Below are 21,607 nucleotides of genomic sequence, written 5' to 3' on the forward strand. Positions count from 1 at the left end.
CCCCGCCCCCGGGCTACGGCCAGCAGCCCCCCTACGGGCAGGTCCCGGGCCAGCCGGCGCCCTACGGAGCCCCCCAGGGCGCCCCGCAAGGCGCACCTCAGGGACCCGGCGTGGCCGCGGCGCTCCAGCAGTTCAAGGAGACGCCCACCGGGCAGCGCTGGACCCAGCAGAACAAGAAGCTCGTCCGTGTCGACCTCGGCATCGGCGGCCAGCCCGTGCTGGCCCGGCAGGGCAGCATGGTGCTCTACCAGGGCAAGGTCGACTTCAGCTACAAGGGCGCCGGCTTCGCCGGGCGGATCGTGGGCAACGCGACCGGCCAGGAGATGCAGCTGATGCGCTGTACCGGCCAGGGCCAGGTCTTCCTCGCCGAGAACTCGACGATGCTGCACCCCATCGAGCTCCAGGGCGACGGCATCTGCGTCTCCGCCGAGAACGTCCTCGCCTTCGACGAGAGCCTCCAGTACGAGGTCCGCCGCATCGAGGGTCACGGCATCCCCGGCGGCGCGCTGTTCACGATGCAGTTCACGGGCACCGGCACGATCGTCGTCAAGACGCACGGCACGCCCGTGGTGCTGCCGGTCACGCCCACGACGTTCGCCGACTGCAACGCCGTGGTCGCCTGGTCGTCCGCCGCCCAGGTGGTCGTCTCCAGCCAGGTCCGCATGCGTCGCAACGCCTACCCCGGCGACACCGGAGAGAGCGTCAACCTCCAGTTCCGGGCCGCTCCCGGCAACTTCATCGTCGTCCAGCCGTACGAGATCTGAGGGAGCCCGTCATGAATCAGCCACTCGCGGGCTACGCCCCCGCACCCGTCACCGCCCGCATGGAGAACCACGGCAACCACATGCTGAAGGTCGCCATGCAGACCGGGAACGACCTCCTCGCGCGCGTGGGCTCGATGGTCGCCTACGAGGGCTTCGTCCAGTACGAGCCCAACCCGCCGGCCGTGCGCCAGATCGCCAAGGACTGGATGACCGGCGAGGGCGCACCCTTGATGAAGTGCACCGGCGACGGCCTGCTCTACCTCGCCGACTACGGCGCCAACGTCGTCGTGCTCAACCTCAACGGCGACGGCATCTCGGTCAATGCCACCAACCTGCTCGCCTTCGACGCGCATCTGACGTGGGGCGTCGAGCGGGTCAAGGGCCTGGCGAAGTTCGCCGGGCAGGGCCTGTGGAACACCAAGATCTCCGGGCAGGGCTGGGTCGCGCTGACCTCCCGGGGCAAGCCGATCGTCGTCGACTGCGGCGGCGGCGAGGACGAGACCTACGTCGACCCGGACGCGCTCGTCGCCTGGTCCCCGAACCTCAAGGTGAAGGGCAAGCGCAGCTTCAAGGCGCAGTCGCTCATCGGCCGTGGCAGCGGCGAGGCCTACCAGATGGCCTTCTCGGGCCAGGGCATCGTCGTCGTCCAGCCCAGCGAGGACAGTACCGACCGCCTCCGGGTCCGGGGCTGAGGGGGAGCAGGGAAACGCCATGCAGAGCCCGATTTTCGCCTACAACGACCAGCAGACCCAGGACCGCTGGAGCCTGCAGAACAAGCAGATGCTCCGCGTCGGCCTGGAGGGCCACGACGACATCCTCGCCCGCAAGGGCACGATGGTCGCCTACCAGGGACTCGTCGAGTTCGACGCCGAGTACCAGAGCAACCAGCAGGGACGCGCGCGTGCGCACACCGGCGAGGGCCTGGACCTCATGCGGTGCCATGGCCAGGGCACGGTCTACCTCGCCAACCTCAAGCAGCACGTCCACGTCATGGACGTCGACCAGGACGGGCTGACCGTCGACAGCAGCTATGTGCTGGCGATGGACTCCTCGCTGCACCACGAGGTCATCGCCGTGGACAGCCTCTACGGCATCTCCGGCTCGGGGAAGTACCAGCTCAACATCACCGGCCGCGGCAAGGTCGCGCTCATGACCTCCGGCATGCCGCTGATGATGCAGGTGACGCCCGACAAGTACGTCAACTGCGACGCCGACGCGATCGTCGCCTGGTCCACCTCGCTGCGCGTGCAGATGCAGGCCCAGACGCACTCCTCCGGGGTGTGGCGGCGCCGAGGCAACACCGGCGAGGGCTGGGAGCTCAGCTTCATGGGCAGCGGCTACGCGCTCGTGCAGCCCAGCGAGCTGCTGCCGCCGCAGAACGCCCAGGTCGGCTCCGGCCTCGCCGCGCAGTACGGCATGGGGCAGCAGGGGGCGCGGGGGCAGAACCAGGGCAACGTCTGGAGTTGAGCAGGCGTGACCATCGGTGAGGGGTGACCGCGAGGGCGGTCACCCCTTACCCGTTCACAGCCTCTTACCTGTTCACAGCCTCGCCCGCGTCGCTTCCAGCAGCCGTACCACCGACTCGTCCGCCACGTCCGCCACCTCGTCGTAGGCGAACCAGCGCAGGTCGAGCGACTCGTCGCTGATCGCCTCCACCGCGCCGGCCGGAGCCAGCGCCGCGTACTGGACGTCGAGATGCCAGGCGCACGGCGTGTGATGGCGGTCCAGACGCACCGGGCCGCCCGGCAGCAGGGTCAGCCCCGTGACGCCCGACTCCTCGGTCCCCTCGCGCAAGGCAGCCGCCGCCAGCGTCTCGTCGGCCGGCTCGCAGTGGCCGCCCATCTGCAGCCACATGCGCAACTTCTTGTGGAGGGTGAGCAGCACACGCCCGCGTGAGGGGTCGATCACCAGCGCGCTCGCCGTGATGTGCCCGTCGCCGCAGGCCTTCCACAGGCCGTCCGGACGGGTCTCCAGATGCTCCAGATACGTCCGGCGCAGCTCTTCCTGGCCCTCGTACCCCTTGAGCACGAGGACCGCGTCGTCGTGCAGGCTCACTCGGCGCCGTCGCCCTTGGAGTCGTCGCCCTTGGTGTCGTCGTCCTTCTTCAGGTTCGGCTTCTCGGTGGAGCCGCTCGCCGCCTCGCCGAGCATCTTGTCCAGCTCGGAGAAGTCGATGTGCTCGCGGTGCACGAAGCCGTCCGGGTCGTCCAGGTCGGTGGCCGTCGGCAGCATGTCCGGGTGGGCCCACAGGGCGTCCCGGCCGTCGACACCACGGGCGTCCGTAAGCGAGGCCCACAGGCGGGAGGCGTCACGCAGCCGACGCGGGCGCAGCTCCAGCCCGATCAGCGTGGCGAACGTCTGCTCCGCCGGGCCGCCCGAGGCGCGTCGGCGGCGCAGCGTCTCACGCAGCGCGTCCGCGGACGACAGACGCGGCTTCGCGGCCGCGTGGACCACCGCGTCGACCCAGCCCTCGACGAGCGCCAGAGCCGTCTCCAGACGCGCCAGAGCCGCCTTCTGCTCCGGGGTGTCCTCCGGCTGGAACATGCCCTGCTGAAGTGCGTCCTGAAGCTGCTCGGGGTTCTGCGGGTCGAACTGGCCGACCACGTCCTCCAGCTTGGCGGTGTCGACCTTGATCCCGCGCGCGTAGCCGTCGACCGCGCCGAACAGGTGCGAGCGCAGCCACGGCACGTGCGCGAACAGGCGCTGGTGGGCCGCCTCGCGCAGGGCGATGTACAGCCGCACCTCCTCCTTCGGCACGCCCAGGTCCTTGCCGAACGTCTCGATGTTGATCGGCAGCAGCGCGGCCTTGCCGATCGGGCCGAGCGGCAGGCCGATGTCGGTGGAGCCGACGACCTCTCCCGCGAGCACGCCGACGGCCTGCCCGATCTGCGTGCCGAACATGGCGCCGCCCATCGAGCGCATCATGCCGATCAGCGGGCCGGCCATGGCCTGCATCTCCTCCGGCAGGACGTCGCCCATGGCGGTGCCGACGCGCTCGGCGACCGGGTCGACGAGCTCCTGCCACGCGGGCAGGGTCGCCTCGACCCACTCCGCGCGGCTCCACGCCACGGCGGTGCCCGCGCCGGACGGCAGGGACGTCGCGTCGTCCAGCCACAGGTCGGCCAGCCGGACGGCCTCCTGGACGGCGGTGCGCTCGGCGGGGCCGACGCTCGCGTCCTTGGTGCCGTCAGCGGTGCCCTGGGAGACCGTCTGGCGGGCGATCTGCTTGGCCATGTCCCAGTTCACCGGGCCGCCCTCGTAGGAGAGCATCTGGCCCAGCTGCTGGAACGCGGCGCCCAGGTCGGTGGGGTTCAGCGAACCGAACATCGCTGCGAACGGATTGTCGGCACCGCCCCCCATGCCACCGGCACCGGGCAGCCCGCCGAAACCGAACGGGTTGGCCGGTCCCTGACCACCACCGCTCTGCTGGTCCTTCTTCTTGCCCTCGTCGCCGTCGTCCGGCTCCTCCGGCGGAAGGCCGAATCCGAATGGGGTGTCACTCACGGGATTCCTCGGCTGTTAAGGCCACCGGCTGGCGCCGGCGGCACGACTGCCCGATAACACCACCCAGCGTAGACACCGCGAGCCGATCGGGCCTCGGTGCTTCGCCGACTCCCGGCCTGCGGCAGGATGGATGCCACCTGGTACGTACGCGTCACTCGCGTCCGTACTGAAGACAACCGCTGGAGACGCCCGGTGAGTTCCCCTGATCCGCAGGTTCGCGCAGCGCGAAACCAGTCAACCCCTCCCGCGCGCGGCGTGCGCGGCCCCGTCGTGGCGGTGACCGGTGCCGCGTCCGGGATCGGCGCCCTGCTCACCGAGCGGCTGGTGGCGTCCGACGAGGTCAAGCAGGTCATCGCCATCGACGAGCGGCGCGGTGAGTGCGCGGCGGCGCAGTGGCACATCCTGGACGTGCGGGATCCGGCCATCGCGGAGAAGCTTCGGGGCGCCGACGTGGTCGTTCACCTGGCGCTCGACCTGGATCTGGAGACGGATTCAGCCGCGCGGACCGCCTACAACGTTCGGGGGACGCAGACCGTCCTGACGGCCGCCGCGGCGGCCGGCATCCACCGGGTGGTGCTGTGCACCTCGGCGATGGTCTACGGGGCGCTCCCCGACAACGAGCTGCCGCTGTCCGAGGACGCGGAACTGCGGGCGACCGCCGAGGCCACCGGCGTCGGGGACCTGCTGGAGATCGAGCGTCTCGCGCGCAGAGCCCCCCGGGCCCACCCCGGACTCAATGTCACAGTGGTGCGTCCGGCGGTGCTCGTGGGCGGCACGGACACCGCGCTGACCAGGTACTTCGAGTCGCCGCGGCWGCTCGTTGTCGCCGGTTCGCGGCCCGCCTGGCAGTTCTGCCATGTCGAGGACCTGTGCAGTGCCCTGGAGTACGCCGTCCTGGAGAAGGTCGACGGGGAACTCGCCGTCGGATGCGACGGCTGGCTGGAGCAGGAGGAGGTCGAGGAGCTCAGCGGGACCCGGCGCATGGAACTGCCCTCGGCGGTCGCGCTGGGAGCGGCGGCCCGGCTGCACCGCATCGGGCTGACACCCTCCCCGGCAGGTGACCTGGCCTACACGATGTATCCGTGGGTGGTGAGCGGAAGCCGGCTCCATGACGCGGGGTGGCGGCCGCAGTGGACCAACGAGGAAGTGCTCGCGGAGCTGCTGGAGGAGGTCTCCGGCAGGCACACCGTCGCCGGGCGGCGGCTCGGGCGCAAGGACGCGACGGCGGCCGGCGCGGCGGGCGCGACGGTGGCCCTGCTGGGCGCGGCGGCGGTCGTGCGGCGGGCCCGGAAGGCCCGGCGGCGGATCTGAGGCCCGTAGGACCCTCCAAACCTCCACGCGCGCGTGCCGGGGGATAACGCTATTCCCCGGCCACACACGCGTGAGGCACGATGGGCCCATGGCACCTACCAACGATCACCCCGGTGAGCAGGGCGCTCAGGATCCCGTCAAGCTCATCGCCGTTCGCGAGACGGCCCTCTCCCTGGACGAGGTCTTCCGGGCCGTCGGGGACGATGCCGCCGGTGGGACCGCGCTGTTCGTGGGGACCGTGCGCAACCACGACGAGGGTGCCGACGTCGACGAGCTCGGGTACTCGTGCCATCCCAGTGCCGAGGCCGAGATGCGACGCATCGCCGAGAAGGTCGTCGCCGAGTACCCGGTGCGGGCGCTCGCGGCCGTGCACCGCGTCGGGGACCTCAGGGTCGGGGACCTCGCCGTCGTCGTCGCCGTCTCCTGCCCGCACCGCGGCGAGGCCTTCGAGGCGTGCCGCAAGCTGATCGACGACCTCAAGCACGAGGTGCCCATCTGGAAGCACCAGAAGTTCTCCGACGGCACCGAGGAATGGGTCGGCGCGTAGCGCTGTCGTCGAGGGGCGACGGGAGGGCGGGTCGGCGCCTGCTGAAGCGCGCCCGAATCGGTCGGCCCGAACCCGTCCACCTCACTCCGCTTGCGTAACCGCACCCCTGGCGTGAGCGTTGTCAGTGCCAGTGGTTAATCTGCTGATCAGTCAGTTGCGGTCGCTCATTGGGGATGGGAGGACGGCATGGCAGCGCTTGCCTGGTTGCTGATTCCGCTTGTGGCTGCGATCTTTGCCGGTCTGTGGGGCAGTTGGGCCAACCGCACCCGCAAGGCACGGGGCGACGGCCCGGAGCTCGACGGTTATGCCCGCTTCCGCGCGGCCATGGAGAAGCCTTCCTCCCGCACATGATCGCTCGGCACATGCTCACGGAGTCGGGTTCGCGGCCCTGACGGGGCTCTGACAGGACTGTCACGTACTGTCGAGGCATGCCACGCCGCACCGCGACGATGCTCGCCTCCACCCTGATGCTGATCGCGCTCCTGTGCGCGGGAGTCTTCATTCCCGTGCCGTACGCGGAGATGTCCCCGGGGCCGACGGTGAACACCCTCGGCGAGCACGACGGCGAGCCGGTGCTGCAGATCTCCGGGCGCAAGACGTACCCGACGACCGGGAACCTCAACATGACCACGGTCCGGGTCACCAGCGCCGACTACAAGATGAACCTGGTCGAGGCCGTCTACGGGTGGCTTGCGCACGACAACAAGGTCGTGCCGCACGACACCCTTTACCCGGACGGCAAGACCGAGGAGCAGTCCACCCAGGAGAACGCCGAGGAGTTCAGCCAGTCCCAGGAGAGCGCCAAGGTCGCCGCCCTGAAGGCGCTGGACATCCCGGTGCAGAGCTGGGTGATCGTCTCGACCGTCGTCAAGGGCACCCCCGCCGAGGGCAAGCTGCACGCCGGTGACGTGATCAAGGCCGTCGACGGCACGGCGGTGAAGGAACCGGGGGACGTCGCCGAGCTGGTGACCAAGCACAAGCCCGGCCAGGACGTCGTCTTCACGATCGTGCCGGCCAAGGAGCAGGCCGCCGCGGAGAAGGAGCGCAGGCAGCCGACGAAGACCGAGAAGGTCACGATCAGGACCGCCGCGTCCGACGACACCGGCAGCAAGCGCGCCATCGTCGGGATCTCCGCAGGGACCGACCACACCTTCCCGTTCAGCATCGACATCAAGCTCGCCGACGTCGGCGGACCCAGCGCGGGTCTGATGTTCTCGCTCGGGCTCTACGACAAGCTCAGCCCGGGCAGCCTCACCGGCGGCAAGTTCGTCGCCGGCACCGGCACCATCGACGACGACGGCAAGGTCGGCCCCATCGGCGGCATCGAGATGAAGACCATCGCCGCGCGCGAGAAGGGCGCCCAGTACTTCCTCACGCCCGCCGACAACTGCGCGACCGCCTCCAGGGACGTCCCCGGCGGGCTCACCCTCGTCAAGGTCGGCACCATCGACGACGCACTCGGCGCCCTGAACGACATCCGCTCCGGCGACACCGCCGACCTGCCCAAGTGCACGGCCAAGAGCTGAGCGACCGGCCTCGATACGACGACGGGGGCGCCCTTCACCTTGAAGGGCGCCCCCGTCGTCGTACCGGAAGATCTCAGTCCGCGAAAGTCGCCGTCAGCGCCTGAGCCAGACCCGGGACCAGCTCCGGGCCGGTGAGGACCTCCGTCGGGGTGTCCTTCTCGCGCAGGCGCAGGGCCGACTCACGGGTGCCGTCGCGCAGCACCGCGACCGTCATCCGGACCTCCTGACGGTCCGGATGGTCCGCCACCCACTTCGTGAGCTTGGTCCCGCTCAGGCCCTGCGGGACCTGCGCCTCGGCGGACGGGGGCAGCATCAGGCGCTCCACCGTGAGCGCGCAACCGACCACCGCGTCGGGCCAGGCGATCGTGCCGAGGAACTCGTCGAGCGCCTTGCCCGTTGGAATCTCGTCCTGCTCGATCGGGGTCAGGCCGGTGGACTCCTGCTCGTCCCCCAGGCCGAGCTGGGCGGCGAGGCCGGGTTCCTGGACTCGCAGCCGTGCGGTGTCGACGAGGGCGAAGAGGCGGGCGGGCTGGTCCCAGCCGAGGCCGGAGGCGTACTCGTCGATCTCGAGAACGGCCCGGGTCAGCGGGTTCGCAGCCATGGGAGTGTTGGACATGGTCACAATCCTGCCTCGTTCCTGGCCGGAATCGGGAACCGAGTAAGCGGTGAGTAAGTTGCATAGGTGTGGGCCCGCGATCACGGGGGGCCACTCAGGGTCCACGAAGACGCGGGCCTGACCCAGACCAACAGCGAACTTCGGGGTGCGAACCTTGGCTTTCCAGATGCCGGACCGCGGCGGAGGCCCGACCGGGCCACGGATCAGAGTGGGCCGCCCGTCCCGGCGTGTCCGGACCCTGCTCATGACACTGGGCGTCCTGGCCGTCCTCGGCATGGCCTTCACCATGTTCGCGGGCTTCTGGACGGACTGGCTCTGGTACCGGTCGGTGGGCTACTCCTCGGTGTTCACGACCACGCTGTGGACGAAGATCGGACTCTTCTTCGTCTTCGGTCTGTTGATGGCCCTCGCGGTCGGCTTCAACATCTGGCTGGCGCACCGGCTGCGCCCCCCGCTGAGCGCCATGTCGATGGAGCAGCAGAGCCTCGACCGCTACCGCATGGGCATCGCGCCGTACAAGAAGTGGCTGCTGCTCGCGATCACCGCCCTGGTCGGCCTGATCGCCGGCGCCTCCGCCTCCAGCCAGTGGCGGACCTGGCTGATGTGGGTCAACGGCGTTCCGTTCGGTGAGAAGGACCCGCAGTTCCACCTCGACGTCGGCTTCTACGCCTTCGACCTGCCCTGGTACCGGTTCCTGCTCGGCTTCGGCTTCGCCGCCGCGATCCTCTCCGTGATCGCCGCCGCGCTCACCCACTACCTGTACGGCGGGCTGCGGATCACCAGCCCGGGCGCGCGCGCCACGGCCGCAGCGACCGGTCATCTGTCGGTCCTCATCGGCATCTTCGTCGCCCTGAAGGCGGTCGCGTACTGGCTCGACCGGTACGGACTCGCGGTGAAGTCCAGCGACTTCAAGGCGACCGACAACTGGACCGGCCTCAGGTACGTCGACGCCAACGCCTATCTGCCGGCCAAGACGATCCTGTTCTGCATCGCCGTCATCTGCGCGCTGCTGTTCTTCGCCACCCTGTGGCGGCGCACCTGGCAGCTGCCCGTCATCGGCTTCGGCCTGATGGTGCTCTCGGCGATCCTCATCGGCGGGCTGTACCCGGCGATCGTGCAGAAGTTCCAGGTCCAGCCCAACGAGCAGGCCAAGGAAGCGCCGTACGTCGAGAAGAACCTCAAGGCGACGCGCGACGCGTACGGCATCGACGGCACCCAGGTCACCGAGTACCCGGGCACCAGCAAGACCGAGGACAAGACGAAGCTGCGCGACGACGTCGACACCACGGCGAGCATCCGCATCCTGGACCCGAACATCGTCTCGCCGACGTTCCAGCAGCTCCAGCAGATCAGGAACTACTACGCGTTCCCGACCAACCTGGACGTCGATCGGTACAGCAAGGACGGCAAGGACCAGGACACCGTCATCGGTCTGCGTGAGATCAATCTCAACGGCATCCCGAAGCGGAACTGGATCAACGACCACTTCCGCTACACCCACGGCTACGGCGTGGTCGCCGCCGAGGGCACCAACGCCGACTCCCAGGGCCGGCCGGACTTCACCGAGTCCGACCTGCCGTCCAAGGGCGACCTCGGGACCTACGAGCAGCGGGTCTACTACGGCGAGAAGACCACGATGTACTCGATCGTCGGCGGTCCCCAGAAGGAGATCGACTACTCCGACGACAACGGCGAGAAGACCTACAGCTACAAGGCCGACAGCGGGGTCAGCCTCTCCAACCCGGTCAACCGGGCCGCGTACGCGGTGGCGTTCGGCGAGCCGCAGATCCTGTACTCCGGTGCGATCGGCGACGGTTCGCGCATCCTGTACAACCGCACGCCCAAGGAGCGCGTCGAGGCGGTCGCCCCGTGGCTGACCATCGACGGCGACGCCTACCCGGCGGTCGTGGACGGCCGTATCCAGTGGATCGTCGACGCGTACACGACGACGAACGGCTACCCGTACTCGTCCCGTACGACCCTCGGTGACACGACGGCCGACTCGTTGACCGCCACCAACGACAACCGTGCGGTGGTCGCCCAGCAGAACCAGGTCAACTACATCCGCAACTCGGTGAAGGCGACGGTCGACGCCTACACCGGCGAGGTCAAGCTCTTCCAGTGGGACACCAAGGACCCGGTCCTGAAGACCTGGATGAAGGCCTTCCCGGACACGGTGAAGTCCAAGAGCGAGATCTCCAAGTCGCTGATGGCTCATCTGCGCTACCCGCAGGACCTGTTCAAGGTCCAGCGTGAGCTGCTCACCCGCTACCACGTGAAGGACGCGACGACGTTCCTCAGCGGCAGCGAGGTCTGGCAGGTGCCGGACGACCCGACCAACAAGTCGGGCAGCGCGACACCGCCGTACTACCTGAGCATGAAGATGCCCGACCAGGCGGCGCAGGCGTTCTCGTTGACGACGACGTTCACACCGAACGGCCGGGACAACCTCAGTGCGTTCATGGCCGTCGACGCCGAAGCCGGCACCCCTGACTACGGCAAGATCAGAGTCCTGAAACTGCCGACCAACACCACGGTCAATGGCCCCAGTCAGGTCCAGAGCCAGTTCAACTCCGAACAGGACATCGCCGAGACCATCAGGCTGCTGAAGGGTGGCGGCGACTCCGACATCGAGTACGGCAACCTGCTGGCCGTGCCACTTGACGGAGGACTGCTGTACGTGGAGCCGGTCTACGTACGTGGCGGTGGACTCAAGTACCCGCTGCTGCGGAAGGTGCTGGTGACCTACGGAGGCGCCATCGCCTTCGAGGACACGCTCGACGAGGCCCTGAACAAGGTCTTCGGAGCGGACGGCGCGACCACCCAGCCCCCGGACGAAGGCGACGAGGACGGCGGTACGAAGCCTCCGCCGACGTCCGACAACCCGACGGTCCAAGAAGCGCTCGACGACGCCCAGAAGGCCTTCGAGGCCGGCCAGGACGCCCTGAAGAAGGGCGACTGGGAGGCGTACGGCAAGGCGCAGAAGGACCTGGAGGACGCGCTGCGGCGGGCCGAGGACGCGCAGTCGCAGCCCGACAAGACCGGCGGCGGCACGGGCAACGGCGGCGCAGGCGCGAGCCCGAGCGGGAGCCCGAAGCCGAGCAGCAGTCCCACCGGGACATAGAGCCGGCGGGTGATCGAATAGCCCACCCCGCGCCGTGATACGGTTGCAGAACAACGGCGCGGGGTGGAGCAGCTCGGTAGCTCGCTGGGCTCATAACCCAGAGGTCGCAGGTTCAAATCCTGTCCCCGCTACTGAAGTCGGCGAATATTTCGTACGACAGCGAAGGCCCGGATCCTCCAGAGGATCCGGGCCTTCGGCGTGTGCGAACGCATGTGCCGGAGGGCGGGACGGTCGTGCCGCCGTGGGGAGTTGAGGGAACTGTGTTTGACTTGTCTCTCTGTGGGCATGTCGACAAAACGCTGAAGTGACCTCACTGGCTGCGGTATACCAGGTGTACCCAGGTTGCAGGTGGTGCGACGATGGACGTTATGGGGGACAAGGCAACTCTGTTGGAGACAGGGCGGTTTGTGCAGCCTGCCGACTTTGTGCAGCCGACGGGCGATTTCGTGCACCCCGGAAACGACGCCTCGCAGCCGACGGACGGCGCCTTGCAGCCGGTGGGTGAGCTCATGCAGCCGGAGGGTGACTTCGCCCTCGGCCGGCCTGCGGACCAGGACGAGACGGGGGAGGCCGCCGAGGAGGCACGGCAGCGGCTCGCCGCCGAGACCGGTGACGTCGAGGCGATGAGCGTCCTCGGGGCCATGCTGCTGCGCCGCGGCGACCTCGACGGAGCCGAGGCCCATCTGCGTGCCGCCACCGCCGCCGGGGACCGGGCGGCCGCGAACAACCTGGGTGTCCTTCTGCATCAGCGCGGGTACGCCGACGAGGCCGCCGGATGGTGGCGGATCGCCGCCGTCGCCGGGTCGGCCGCGGCCGCGCACGCGCTGGGACGTCATCACCGCGAGCGCGGCGACGAGCCCGCCGCCGAGTACTGGCTGCGGCAGTCCGCCGAGCAGGGGCACACGCTGGGCGCGTACGCGCTCGCCGATCTCATGGAGCACCGCAGCGACGACCGCGCCGAGCAGTGGATGCGGGCCGCGGCCGAGCGCGGGCACCGGGAGGCGGCGTACCGCCTGGCGCGCGCGATCGACCGGCACGCGGTGGGCGCGGGGGAGGACGGAGCTGACAACGGTGTCGCGCCGGACGAGGCGCTGCTGGAGGAGGCCGAGCAGTGGTACCGGCAGGCCGCCGCGCGCGGGCACCGCAGGGCCGCGCTGCACCTCGGCGCGATCCTGGAGAAGCGCGGGGAACTGAAGGAGGCCGGGCGCTGGTATCTGACCTCCGCCAAGGACGGGGAGGCGCGGGCCGCCTGCGCGCTCGGGTTCCTGCTGCGGGACGCCGGGGATACCGAGAGCGCCGCCGTGTGGTGGCTGCGGGCCGCGCAGGACGGTGACGGCAACGCCGCGAACGCGCTGGGCGCGCTGCACGCCGAGCGCGGTCAGACGCAGACGGCCGAGCGGTGGTACCGGGCCGCGATGGACGCCGGCGATGTGAACGGCGCGTACAACCTCGGGCTGCTCTGCGCCGAGCAGGCGCGTACCGCGCAGGCCGAGCAGTGGTACCGGCGTGCGGCGTACGCCGGGCACCGCGAGGCGGCGAACGCGCTGGCGATCCTGCTGCTCCAGGGCGGGGACACGTCGGGCGCCGAGCCGTGGTTCTCCAAGGCCGCGGAGGCGGGCAGCGTGGACGCCGCGTTCAACCTCGGGATCCTGCACGCCGGGCGGGGCGAGGAGCGGGCCGCGCTGCGGTGGTACGAGCGTGCCGCGGCCGCCGGGCACACGGAGGCGGCACTCCAGGTCGGGATCGCGCGGCTGCGGGACGGGGACGAGCGGGCGGCGGAGCGGCATCTGCGGTGTGCGGCCGGAGGCGGCAGCGCGGAGGCCGCGTACCGGCTGGCGACCGTGCTGGACTCTCGGCGGCCGCCGGAGCCCGCGCATGAGCTCGGGGAGCCGGCGCACGAGAAGACCGAGTGCGAGGAGTGGTACGAGCGGGCGGCCTCCCAGGGGCATCGGCGGGCGCAGGTGCGGGTCGGGATGCTGGCCGCGGCCCGTGGGGACGTGGTGGAGGCGGCTCGGTGGTACCGGACGGCTGCCGAGGCGGGGTCCCGTAACGGCGCCTTCAATCTGGGGCTGCTGCTGGCCCGGGAGGGGAGTGAGCCCGAGGCGGCGGTGTGGTGGACGCGGGCGGCTGACGCCGGGCATGGGCGGTCGGCTTTGCGGCTCGCCCTGGTCTACGCGCGTCGCGGTGAGCTTGCGGAAGGGCAGCGGTGGGCTGATCGGGCGGTGAGTCTGGGGCCGGCGGAGGTTACGGAGCGGGCGGCGCGGTTGCGGGACGCTCTGCGGGAGGAACTCTCGGCGTGAGGGTGTGCTGAGGGGTGGGCGGAGTTTGTGGTTGCCGCCGGATTCCTCGCCCCCGCCGCCCCTACCCGTCCCTCCCCCAAGCTCTTCGAGCAGGGGGGACCCCCAGGGGGGCTGCCGCCCCCGGACCCCCGCTTCGGCCCTGAACGGGCCTTGTCCTCAAACGCCGGACGGGCTGAGAGGTGCCGGCCGGCGCTGAGAGGTTAAGCCCCCGCGGGTGGGTGGGGGCTCGGGACGGTCAGGCCTTGTCCTCAGACTTCCCCAGGCTCTTCGAGCAGGGGCACCGGACGGGCTGAGTGGTGTGCTGGTCGGTCTCGGAGGATGGCTGCCGGATAAGCGATTTGCCTCTGTCCGCGTCCTTGACGTAATGTTCAGTTCACCGACGCGGGGTGGAGCAGCTCGGTAGCTCGCTGGGCTCATAACCCAGAGGTCGCAGGTTCAAATCCTGTCCCCGCTACTGAAGGCCTAGGGCCGGGATCCGTAAGGGTCCCGGCCCTAGGTGTTTTTCGGGTGTGCGTCAGGGCTGGTGGCCCACTGCCTCCTCGTACAGGGTGCGGTTTGTCGTTCGGGACTCCGGTAGAGGGCTTCCCTCTGCCACGCCCTGGGCCTCGTAGGCCGACTGGAGGCGCGTCGTCGTGCCGGAGCGGATTTCCCAGTCCATGGCCAGGGGCGGGGTGGATTTGAGGATCGGCTCCTCCGCCTTCAGGAGTTTGGCGAGGTATGTGACGAAGGTCGCATCTTGCTTGTAGTCCGACGCGAAGTAGGTGTTCAGGGTGCGGATGTAGGCCCTGAGGAGGGCCACCCCCGCGTCCACGTCGTCCTGGAGGAGCGCGGGGCCGTAGAGCATGCCGCCCAGGGGTTCGCCCTGCGGTTGGCCGCCCAGGAAGGCGTACCCCTGCTCGCCGTCCACCTTGCGCCAGACCGGGTCCAGGAGCCACGCGGAGTCGACGCCGCCGTTCTGGAGGGCCGTGAGGACGTCGGCGGAGCCCAGTTGCTGGTACTGGATGTCGGCGAGGCCGCCGCCGTGTTTCTCCAGTGCCTTCTCCATGGGGTACGCGATGACCGAACCCTTCCCGATCATCGTGCCCAGCTTGCGGCCGGCCATCGTGACGCGGTTCGCGGTCTCGCCCTCCTTCAGGCGCACCCACAGCCCGCTCTTCGAGCGCGCGGCCGGCGAGAAGTTCCCCGCGACCCACTTGATGTCGAAGCCACCTTTGATGCCGTTCATGACGGCCGCCTCCGGGGCCGCCCACAGCGCGTCGATGTCGCCCTTCGCAAGGAGCGGGAGCGCGTCCGGCGTCGGCAGGACCTTCAGCGTGACGTCCAGGCCCTCCTTCTTGAACTCCCCCTTGTCGAGCGCCACTTGCAGCGGGGCCACGTACTCCGCGCTCAGCGTCCCCGTCGCGATCGTCAGCTCGCGGGGCTCGGAAAGGGGCTGTGGGGAAGGGGCCCCGGGCAGGCAGCGGGCCGGTGTGCGGGTCGGGGAGAGGTCCCCCGGGTCCGTCCAGGCCTTCGCGCCACAGCCCTCGACCGGGCGGATCGTGCGGTCGCCGGCGGCTGCCTTCGACGAGGAGTCCGACTCGTACGGCGATGAGCACGCCGCCGATGCCAGCAGTGCCGCCGCGGCGATCGCGACGCCGTACGCCTGGCGTGTTCCCCTGCTCATGACTGGCCCCTTCCTCGGTCCCTCGGCGCCCAGGGCGTGAGCAGGCGTCCGGCGAAGCGGATCAGCTCGGAGAAGAGCACCCCGAGGATGGCCACGCAGACGATGCCGACGAACATGACGTCGTTCTGGAACAGCGCGCGCGAGTCGAAGATCAGATGGCCCAGGCCGTTCGTCGCGGCGATCTGCTCCGACGCGACGATGACCAGCACCGCCACGCCCGCCGCGATGCGCGCGCCCACCAGGACGGAGGGAAGTGACGCGGGAAGCAGCACGTGGCGGAACATCTGCCACCGCGAGGCGCCGAAGACCTGGCCCGCGTCACGGTGGCCGGACGGGATGGACATGACCGCGGACATGGTCGAGATCCACACGAAGAAGAAGACCGTCGCCGCCACCAGGGCCACCTGCGGGCCCTCGCCCAGTCCGAACATGTTCAGGAAGATGGGGAGTAGGGCCAGTTTCGGTACGACGTACAGCGCGTCCAGCAGTGGCTCCAGTGCCGCTCGTACCAGCGACAGGGAGCCCATCAGCAGGCCCAGGGCGTAGCCCGCCGCCGTGCCGGCCGCGTAGCCCGCCAGGACCCGCTTCAGGGTGGCCCACACGTCCGGCCACAGGTCGCCGGCCGCCGCCCGGTCCCAGCCGTCGGCGAGGATCGTGGACGGGGCCGGGTAGACGCGGTCGTCGATCCAGGCCTGGGCCGCGGCCAGTTGCCAGAGCAGGAGGAGGCAGAGGGGCACGGCGAGGGCCAGGGACACCTCCAGTGCCCGCCTGCGGCGGTGGGTGCGGGTGGGGTGGAGCTCGCGTGGGCCCGGGCGGCGGACCAGGACCGACTCGGCGGGCGGCTTCGTGAGGGTCGTCATGCCGGTACGGCCTCCTTCCGCAGCAGGTCCCACAGCTCGCTCTTCAGAGCGGTGAACTCGGGGGTGGCGCGGATGTCGCCGGTGCGCGGGCGCGGGAAGGGCGGGTGGTGCTCGGCGATGATCCGGCCGGGGCGGGCGGACATGACCAGGACGCGGTCGCCGAGGACGATGGCCTCCTCCAGGCTGTGGGTGATGAAGAGCGTGGTCGTCCTCAACGACTGGGTGATGTCCAGGAGTTCGTCCTGGAGGATCGTGCGCAGCTGGGCGTCGAGCGCGGCGAAGGGCTCGTCCATCAGCAGGATCTCGGGCTCCACGGCCAGGGCGCGGGCGATCGCCACTCGCTGGCGCATCCCGCCGGAGAGGGTGGCGGGGTAGGCGTCCGCGAAGTCCGACAGGCCCATGCGTGCCAGCCAGTCGTCGGCGCGGGCGTTCGCCACGCGGCGCGGGACGCGCTGGATGTCCAGACCGAAGCGGACGTTGGCGCGGACGGACTTCCAGTCGTAGATGCCGTAGTCCTGGAAGATCATGGCGGCCGGGCGGCTGCTCGACGTACGGATCTCCAGGGTGCCCGTGCTCGGGCGGAGCAGGCCCGCGGCGATGCGCAGCAGCGTCGACTTGCCGCAGCCGGAGGGGCCGACGACACAGACGAACTCGCCGGGGGCGACGGTCAGATCGAGGGGGCCGAGGGCGTCGACCGTGTGGGGGGTTCGGCCGAAGGCCCGGGTGAGGTCACGGGCCTTGAGTTCGGGGCTCGGTGGATTCGGCTGATTCTGCGGATACGGCTCTCCCACTTCTGTCTCCTCGCGGAGTGCGGAACGGACGTGTGGGTGACGCATGGGGGGCGCGGTCGACCATATGACGGTCCGTCAGATTCGGGAACCCCGCCCGTGGGAGAGCAGCACAAAGCCCCGACACTCACCGGTGCCGGGGCTCAAGGGGGCGGCCGCTAGGCCTTCGCGCAGTTCGGGCAGATGCCGCGGTACGTGACCTCGACGTCCGAGACCGTGAAGCCGAAGCGCTCGGTGTCGGGGAGGTCGGCCATCGGGTTGCCCGTCGGGTGGACGTCCCGGATCGAGCCGCACTGGGCGCACACCAGGTGGTGGTGGGGCCGGTGGGCGTTCGGGTCGTACCGCTTCGCGCGCTTGTCGGTCGAGACCTCGAGTACCTCACCGAGGGTGACCAGCTCGCCCAGCGTGTTGTAGACGGTCGCGCGGGAGATCTCCGGCAGCTTGGCCACGGCCCGCGCGTGCACCTCGTCGGCCGTCAGATGGACGTGATCGCCGGCGAGGACCTCGGCCACGACGCGCCGCTGCGCGGTCATCCGCCATCCGCGTCCGCGCAGCCGTTCCAGAAGGTCGCTCATGAGGACACCTTAACAGCAGGAGGACCAGGTTCCGAATGGATGTGACTTTAGAGCTCACCTTGACTTGGACAAAGTCCAGTATAGGATCGAGCTCTGCTCTGGCCAGTGGACAGGAGTGGCCGGAGTTGCTCGTACAACGCAGGAGGCGCACGTGACCCAGGGACCGCTCACGACGGAGGCCGGTGCTCCGGTCGCCGACAACCAGAACAGCGAGACCGCGGGCATCGCAGGCCCGGTCCTCGTCCAGGACCAGCTCCTGCTGGAGAAGCTCGCCCACTTCAACCGGGAGCGCATCCCGGAGCGCGTGGTGCATGCGCGCGGCGCCGGGGCCTACGGCACCTTCACGGTGACCGCCGATGTCACGCCGTACACGCGCGCCGCATTCCTCTGTGAGGTCGGCAAGCAGACGGAGACGTTCCTGCGCTTCTCGACGGTGGCCGGCAATCTCGGCGCCGCCGACGCCGTACGCGATCCGCGCGGCTGGGCGCTGAAGTTCTACACCGAGGAGGGCAACTACGACCTCGTCGGCAACAACACCCCGGTGTTCTTCATCAAGGACGCCATCAAGTTCCCGGACTTCATCCACACCCAGAAGCGCGACCCGTACTCGGGGAGCCAGGAGGCCGACAACGTCTGGGACTTCTGGAGCCTGTCGCCCGAGTCCACGCACCAGGTGACCTGGCTGTTCGGCGACCGCGGCATCCCGGCGTCGTACCGCCACATGAACGGCTACGGCTCGCACACCTACCAGTGGAACAACGAGGCCGGCGAGGTCTTCTGGGTCAAGTACCACTTCAAGACCGACCAGGGGATCAGGAACCTCACCCAGGACGAGGCGGGCCGCCTCGCCGGCGTGGACCCCGACTCGCACCAGCGCGACCTGCGCCAGGCCATCGAGCGCGGTGAGTTCCCGAGCTGGACCGTGCAGGTGCAGATCATGCCGGCGGCGGACGCGGCGACGTACCGCTTCAACCCGTTCGACCTCACCAAGGTGTGGCCGCACGAGGACTACCCGCCGATCGAGATCGGCAGGCTGGAGCTCAACCGCAACCCGCGCAACGTCTTCGCCGAGGTCGAGCAGTCGATCTTCTCCCCGGCGCACTTCGTCCCCGGCATCGGCCCCTCCCCGGACAAGATGCTCCAGGGCCGCCTCTTCGCCTACGGCGACGCCCACCGCTACCGCGTCGGCATCAACGCCGACCACCTGCCGGTGAACCGCCCGCACGCCACCGAGGCGCGCACCAACTCCCGCGACGGCTTCCTGTACGACGGCCGCCACGGCGGCGCGAAGAACTACGAGCCGAACAGCTTCGGCGGCCCGGCCCAGACGGACCGCCCGCTGTGGCAGCCGTTCACGGGCTTCACCGCCGGCACGGGCAACCACGAGGCCCCCGCGCACGCCGACGACAACGACTTCGTGCAGGCGGGCAACCTCTACCGGCTGATGTCCGAGGACGAGCAGGAGCGCCTGATCGCCAATCTGGCGGGCGCCATCGCCCCGGTCTCGCGCGAGGACATCGTCGAGCGGGCCGTCGGCAACTTCCGCAAGGCGGACGACGACTTCGGTAAGCGGCTGGAGGCCGCGGTCCAGGCCCTGCGCGGCTGATCACCAGCACTGGACCGCTTGCCGTGGCGGACGGGCCGGGTTCCTTCGGGGACCCGGCCCGTCGTGCGTGGTCAGGCCGGTACGTGCTGTCGTACGGGTGCCCAGCAGCGGATGATGTCGCGGACCGAGACGATGCCGACGGGCTCGCCACGGTCCAGGACGATCAGATGCCGGAAGCCGCCGTGTGCCATGGCGCGGGCCGCCTCCTCCAGGGTCCATGCCGGGGCGGCGAACACGACGTCGGTGGTGGTGTGGTCGTGGGCGCGTTCGGTGTCCGGGCTCTGTCCGAGACCGACGGAGACGAGGATGTCGCGTTCGGTGAGGATGCCGATACCGCCCGCGTCGGGGTCGTGGACCACGGCCGCGCCGACCCTGCGGGTGGACATCAGCGCGGCTGCCTGGCGAAGGGTGTGGGTGGGGCCGATGGTGAGGACCACGGTGCTCATGGCGTCACGTACGAGCATGGATGGAGCCACCTCCTGAAGTGCCCCCGCACCGTTTGTTCATCGATTCACAAATTCACAAGTGGGGGGACTCTCAGAGTGACAGGTAAAGAGCGGGTCAACAAGGGGGCGCTCGGTAGCGTTCGTTGTGATCGACAGCCCCGCGGGACGCCCCCCTTCCCCATGGGCGGGCGCGTCATCCGCTCGCGGCGTCCTCGGCCTCCCAGCGCAGCAGGTCGCCCGGCTGGCACTTGAGTACCTCGCAGAGCGCGGCGAGCGTCGCGAAGCGCACCGCCTTGGCGCGGCCGTTCTTGAGTACCGCCAGGTTGGCGGGCGTGATCCCTACGCGGTCCGCGAGGTCGCCCACGGACATCTTCCGCCGGGCCAGCATGACGTCGATGTCGACGACGATCGGCATCAGATCACCTCGTCCAACTCGGCCTGCATCTGCGCCGCTTCGACGTCGCGCGCGACGGCCTGGGCGAGCAGCATCCGCAGCACGAGCACGATGAGCGCGACCCCCAGGATGGCGAGGCCGATGCCGCCCATGATGACGGTGACGCCCGGGTCGTCCCGCTGGCCCGGCGCATTGAGGGCCGTGACCGCGAACCACAGGAGGGCGGCCGCCACGATCGCGCCGATCACGGCGTCCACGTACCGGAAGGCGGCATGGGAGAACACGGTTCCGCGGCGCACCATCGTCACCAGCCGCCACACGCTGACCAGGGCGACCTGGGCCGACACCATGCCCAGGATCACGATCACGCGCAGCGGGGTCAGCGGGAGCGACCCGTCCTCCGGGTCGCTCCCGCTGAACAACACCCACACCATCAACACCTGTACGAGCGCGGTGCCGGCGAGCACCACGACGAGCACGGCGCGAAGCGCACGCACTGCCAGTTTTCCCATGCCTCGTCCTTCCATCGAGCCGCGATGGAAATCTATCGAGTTTCGATAGATGAGGCAAGGCGCGCCTTCGAGGGCGGCCCGGGAATGAGGGAAACGTTCAGGCCGAGCCCTGAGTGGCGTCAGTACCGTTCATTGAGGTACCCGAGGAACTCGTCGTGCAGGATGCCGTTCGACGCGGCGGCGTTGCCGCTGTGCGGGCCGGGGCGGCCGTCGAGCCCGGTGAAGGTGCCGCCCGCCTCCGTCACGATGATCGCGTTGGCCGCCATGTCCCACAGGGACAGCTCGGGCTCGGCGCAGATGTCCACCGACCCCTCGGCGACCATCATGTACGGCCAGAAGTCGCCGTACGCGCGCGTGCGCCACACCTCGCGCGTGAGGTCGAGGAAGCCGCCGAGCCGCCCCTGCTCCTCCCAGCCGCTCAGCGAGGAGTACGCGAACGAGGCGTCCGTCAGCTTCGAGACCTGGGAGACCCGCAGGCGGGACGCGGAGGAGAGGCTACGGCCCGCGAAGGCGCCGTGGCCCTTGGCCGCCCACCAGCGCCGCCCGAGCGCGGGAGCGGACACGAGCCCGACCACCGGCTGGTACCCGCCCTCCACGGCCTCCATCAGCGAGATGAGGGTGGCCCAGACGGGGACGCCGCGTACGTAGTTCTTGGTGCCGTCGATCGGATCGATGACCCAGCGGCGGGGCCCGGTGCCCTCGACGCCGTACTCCTCGCCGAGGATCGCGTCTCTCGGGCGGGCCCGCTGAAGCTGCCCCCGGATGAGTTCCTCGGCGCCCTTGTCCGCCTCGCTCACGGGGGTCATGTCCGGCTTGGTCTCGACCTTGAGGTCGAGGGCCTTGAATCGGTCCATGGTGGTGGCGTCGGCGGCGTCCGCGAGGACGTGGGCGAGGCGGAGATCGTCCAGGTAGTCCGGCATGGAACGAACGGTATCTGCCGTGGTCGGGCTGGGGCTACTAGGCCCGGGGCGGTTGGGCCGGTTGCGCACGGTTGGCGGCCGCTTTTGTCGTGCACACCGCGGCCGACCCCGCCGGAACCGCCCGAGACCCGCGCACCCCGGGCAATTGGCGC

Annotated in this window: 21 protein-coding genes and 2 tRNA genes; 12 read left to right on the plus strand and 11 right to left on the minus strand. The window is 69.9% G+C overall.

Going from position 1 to position 21,607, the window contains the following annotated elements; all coding sequences use genetic code 11:
* From EAO75_RS04030 to EAO75_RS04040, 3 genes are all read left to right on the plus strand, one after another.
* Nucleotides 1–764 (plus strand): AIM24 family protein (locus EAO75_RS04030; RefSeq protein ID WP_147994279.1); only part of this gene is annotated, 764 nt, incomplete at its 5' end.
* 11 nt (nt 765–775) lie between these two features.
* Nucleotides 776–1,456: an AIM24 family protein gene (locus EAO75_RS04035; protein ID WP_147993600.1), complete on the plus strand. Its 681-nt coding sequence runs from the start codon at nt 776–778 to the stop codon at nt 1,454–1,456.
* Nucleotides 1,457–1,475: 19 nt separating this feature from the next.
* Nucleotides 1,476–2,231, plus strand: a complete 756-nt coding sequence (locus EAO75_RS04040; protein ID WP_147993601.1) for an AIM24 family protein — start codon at nt 1,476–1,478, stop codon at nt 2,229–2,231.
* A gap of 72 nt (nt 2,232–2,303) precedes the next feature.
* Here EAO75_RS04040 and EAO75_RS04045 read toward each other — a convergent pair whose 3' ends face one another.
* A complete protein-coding gene (locus tag EAO75_RS04045) occupies nt 2,304–2,819 on the minus strand; it encodes an NUDIX hydrolase (RefSeq protein ID WP_147993602.1) in 516 nt (171 codons plus the stop codon).
* Nucleotides 2,816–4,267, minus strand: coding sequence for a zinc-dependent metalloprotease (locus EAO75_RS04050; protein WP_147993603.1), 1,452 nt, complete (start codon nt 4,265–4,267; stop codon nt 2,816–2,818). The genes EAO75_RS04045 and EAO75_RS04050 overlap by 4 nt, the downstream gene beginning before the upstream one ends.
* Nucleotides 4,268–4,459: 192 nt before the next feature.
* Here EAO75_RS04050 and EAO75_RS04055 point away from each other — a divergent pair, with 192 nt between their 5' ends.
* The 4 genes from EAO75_RS04055 (at nt 4,460) to EAO75_RS04065 (ending at nt 7,651) form a co-directional block, all read left to right on the plus strand.
* The gene (locus EAO75_RS04055; RefSeq protein ID WP_147993604.1) at nt 4,460–5,578 is read left to right on the plus strand and encodes an SDR family oxidoreductase; all 1,119 of its coding nucleotides are present in this window, start codon (nt 4,460–4,462) and stop codon (nt 5,576–5,578) included.
* An 88-nt stretch (nt 5,579–5,666) separates the two neighbouring features.
* On the plus strand, nt 5,667–6,125 hold the full coding sequence (locus EAO75_RS04060; RefSeq protein ID WP_147993605.1) for a molybdenum cofactor biosynthesis protein MoaE: 459 nt from the start codon (nt 5,667–5,669) through the stop codon (nt 6,123–6,125).
* A 186-nt stretch (nt 6,126–6,311) separates the two neighbouring features.
* Entirely contained in the window at nt 6,312–6,476 is a 165-nt protein-coding gene (locus EAO75_RS45600) for a hypothetical protein (RefSeq protein WP_187284300.1), read from the plus strand.
* 77 nt (nt 6,477–6,553) lie between these two features.
* A complete protein-coding gene (locus EAO75_RS04065) occupies nt 6,554–7,651 on the plus strand; it encodes a PDZ domain-containing protein (RefSeq protein WP_147993606.1) in 1,098 nt (365 codons plus the stop codon).
* Between the two features lie 73 nt (nt 7,652–7,724).
* Here the strand turns inward: EAO75_RS04065 and EAO75_RS04070 are convergent, their stop codons facing one another.
* Nucleotides 7,725–8,267 carry a PPA1309 family protein gene (locus EAO75_RS04070; RefSeq protein WP_187284301.1) on the minus strand — a complete coding sequence of 181 codons (543 nt, stop codon included), beginning with the start codon at nt 8,265–8,267 and terminating at the stop codon, nt 7,725–7,727.
* Between the two features lie 166 nt (nt 8,268–8,433).
* On the opposite strand from EAO75_RS04070, the gene EAO75_RS04075 reads away from it, so the two are divergent.
* The 4 genes from EAO75_RS04075 to EAO75_RS04090 all read left to right on the plus strand — a co-directional run bounded on the left by EAO75_RS04075 (nt 8,434) and on the right by EAO75_RS04090 (nt 14,145).
* The gene (locus EAO75_RS04075) at nt 8,434–11,391 is read left to right on the plus strand and encodes a UPF0182 family protein (RefSeq protein WP_261989179.1); all 2,958 of its coding nucleotides are present in this window, start codon (nt 8,434–8,436) and stop codon (nt 11,389–11,391) included.
* A gap of 57 nt (nt 11,392–11,448) precedes the next feature.
* Nucleotides 11,449–11,522: transfer RNA gene (locus tag EAO75_RS04080), tRNA-Met, on the plus strand.
* A 228-nt stretch (nt 11,523–11,750) separates the two neighbouring features.
* Nucleotides 11,751–13,691, plus strand: coding sequence for a tetratricopeptide repeat protein (locus tag EAO75_RS04085; RefSeq protein WP_410092198.1), 1,941 nt, complete (start codon nt 11,751–11,753; stop codon nt 13,689–13,691).
* A 380-nt stretch (nt 13,692–14,071) separates the two neighbouring features.
* Nucleotides 14,072–14,145: transfer RNA gene (locus EAO75_RS04090), tRNA-Met, on the plus strand.
* Nucleotides 14,146–14,205: 60 nt separating this feature from the next.
* Here EAO75_RS04090 and EAO75_RS04095 read toward each other — a convergent pair.
* The 4 genes from EAO75_RS04095 to EAO75_RS04110 form a co-directional block, all read right to left on the minus strand.
* The gene (locus tag EAO75_RS04095) at nt 14,206–15,354 is read right to left on the minus strand and encodes an ABC transporter substrate-binding protein (protein WP_147993608.1); all 1,149 of its coding nucleotides are present in this window, start codon (nt 15,352–15,354) and stop codon (nt 14,206–14,208) included.
* A complete protein-coding gene (locus EAO75_RS04100; protein WP_147993609.1) occupies nt 15,351–16,214 on the minus strand; it encodes an ABC transporter permease in 864 nt (287 codons plus the stop codon). The genes EAO75_RS04095 and EAO75_RS04100 overlap by 4 nt, the downstream gene beginning before the upstream one ends.
* Nucleotides 16,211–17,005: an ABC transporter ATP-binding protein gene (locus EAO75_RS04105; RefSeq protein ID WP_147993610.1), complete on the minus strand. Its 795-nt coding sequence runs from the start codon at nt 17,003–17,005 to the stop codon at nt 16,211–16,213. The genes EAO75_RS04100 and EAO75_RS04105 overlap by 4 nt, the downstream gene beginning before the upstream one ends.
* Before the next feature lie 155 nt (nt 17,006–17,160).
* Nucleotides 17,161–17,577: a Fur family transcriptional regulator gene (locus tag EAO75_RS04110; protein WP_147993611.1), complete on the minus strand. Its 417-nt coding sequence runs from the start codon at nt 17,575–17,577 to the stop codon at nt 17,161–17,163.
* Between the two features lie 151 nt (nt 17,578–17,728).
* On the opposite strand from EAO75_RS04110, the gene EAO75_RS04115 reads away from it, so the two are divergent.
* Nucleotides 17,729–19,183: a catalase gene (locus EAO75_RS04115; RefSeq protein ID WP_147993612.1), complete on the plus strand. Its 1,455-nt coding sequence runs from the start codon at nt 17,729–17,731 to the stop codon at nt 19,181–19,183.
* A gap of 71 nt (nt 19,184–19,254) precedes the next feature.
* Here EAO75_RS04115 and EAO75_RS04120 read toward each other — a convergent pair whose 3' ends face one another.
* From EAO75_RS04120 to hisN, 4 genes are all read right to left on the minus strand, one after another.
* Nucleotides 19,255–19,647 carry a cyclic nucleotide-binding/CBS domain-containing protein gene (locus EAO75_RS04120; protein WP_147993613.1) on the minus strand — a complete coding sequence of 131 codons (393 nt, stop codon included), beginning with the start codon at nt 19,645–19,647 and terminating at the stop codon, nt 19,255–19,257.
* Between the two features lie 175 nt (nt 19,648–19,822).
* On the minus strand, nt 19,823–20,044 hold the full coding sequence (locus tag EAO75_RS04125) for a helix-turn-helix domain-containing protein (protein ID WP_147993614.1): 222 nt from the start codon (nt 20,042–20,044) through the stop codon (nt 19,823–19,825).
* On the minus strand, nt 20,044–20,535 hold the full coding sequence (locus tag EAO75_RS04130) for a DUF2975 domain-containing protein (RefSeq protein ID WP_147993615.1): 492 nt from the start codon (nt 20,533–20,535) through the stop codon (nt 20,044–20,046). The genes EAO75_RS04125 and EAO75_RS04130 overlap by 1 nt, the downstream gene beginning before the upstream one ends.
* Nucleotides 20,536–20,654: 119 nt before the next feature.
* The gene (gene hisN, locus EAO75_RS04135) at nt 20,655–21,455 is read right to left on the minus strand and encodes a histidinol-phosphatase (protein ID WP_147993616.1); all 801 of its coding nucleotides are present in this window, start codon (nt 21,453–21,455) and stop codon (nt 20,655–20,657) included.
* Nucleotides 21,456–21,607: the final 152 nt, after the last annotated feature.

The sequence above is a fragment of the Streptomyces sp. UW30 genome (genome assembly GCF_008042075.1).
Classification (GTDB): domain Bacteria; phylum Actinomycetota; class Actinomycetes; order Streptomycetales; family Streptomycetaceae; genus Streptomyces.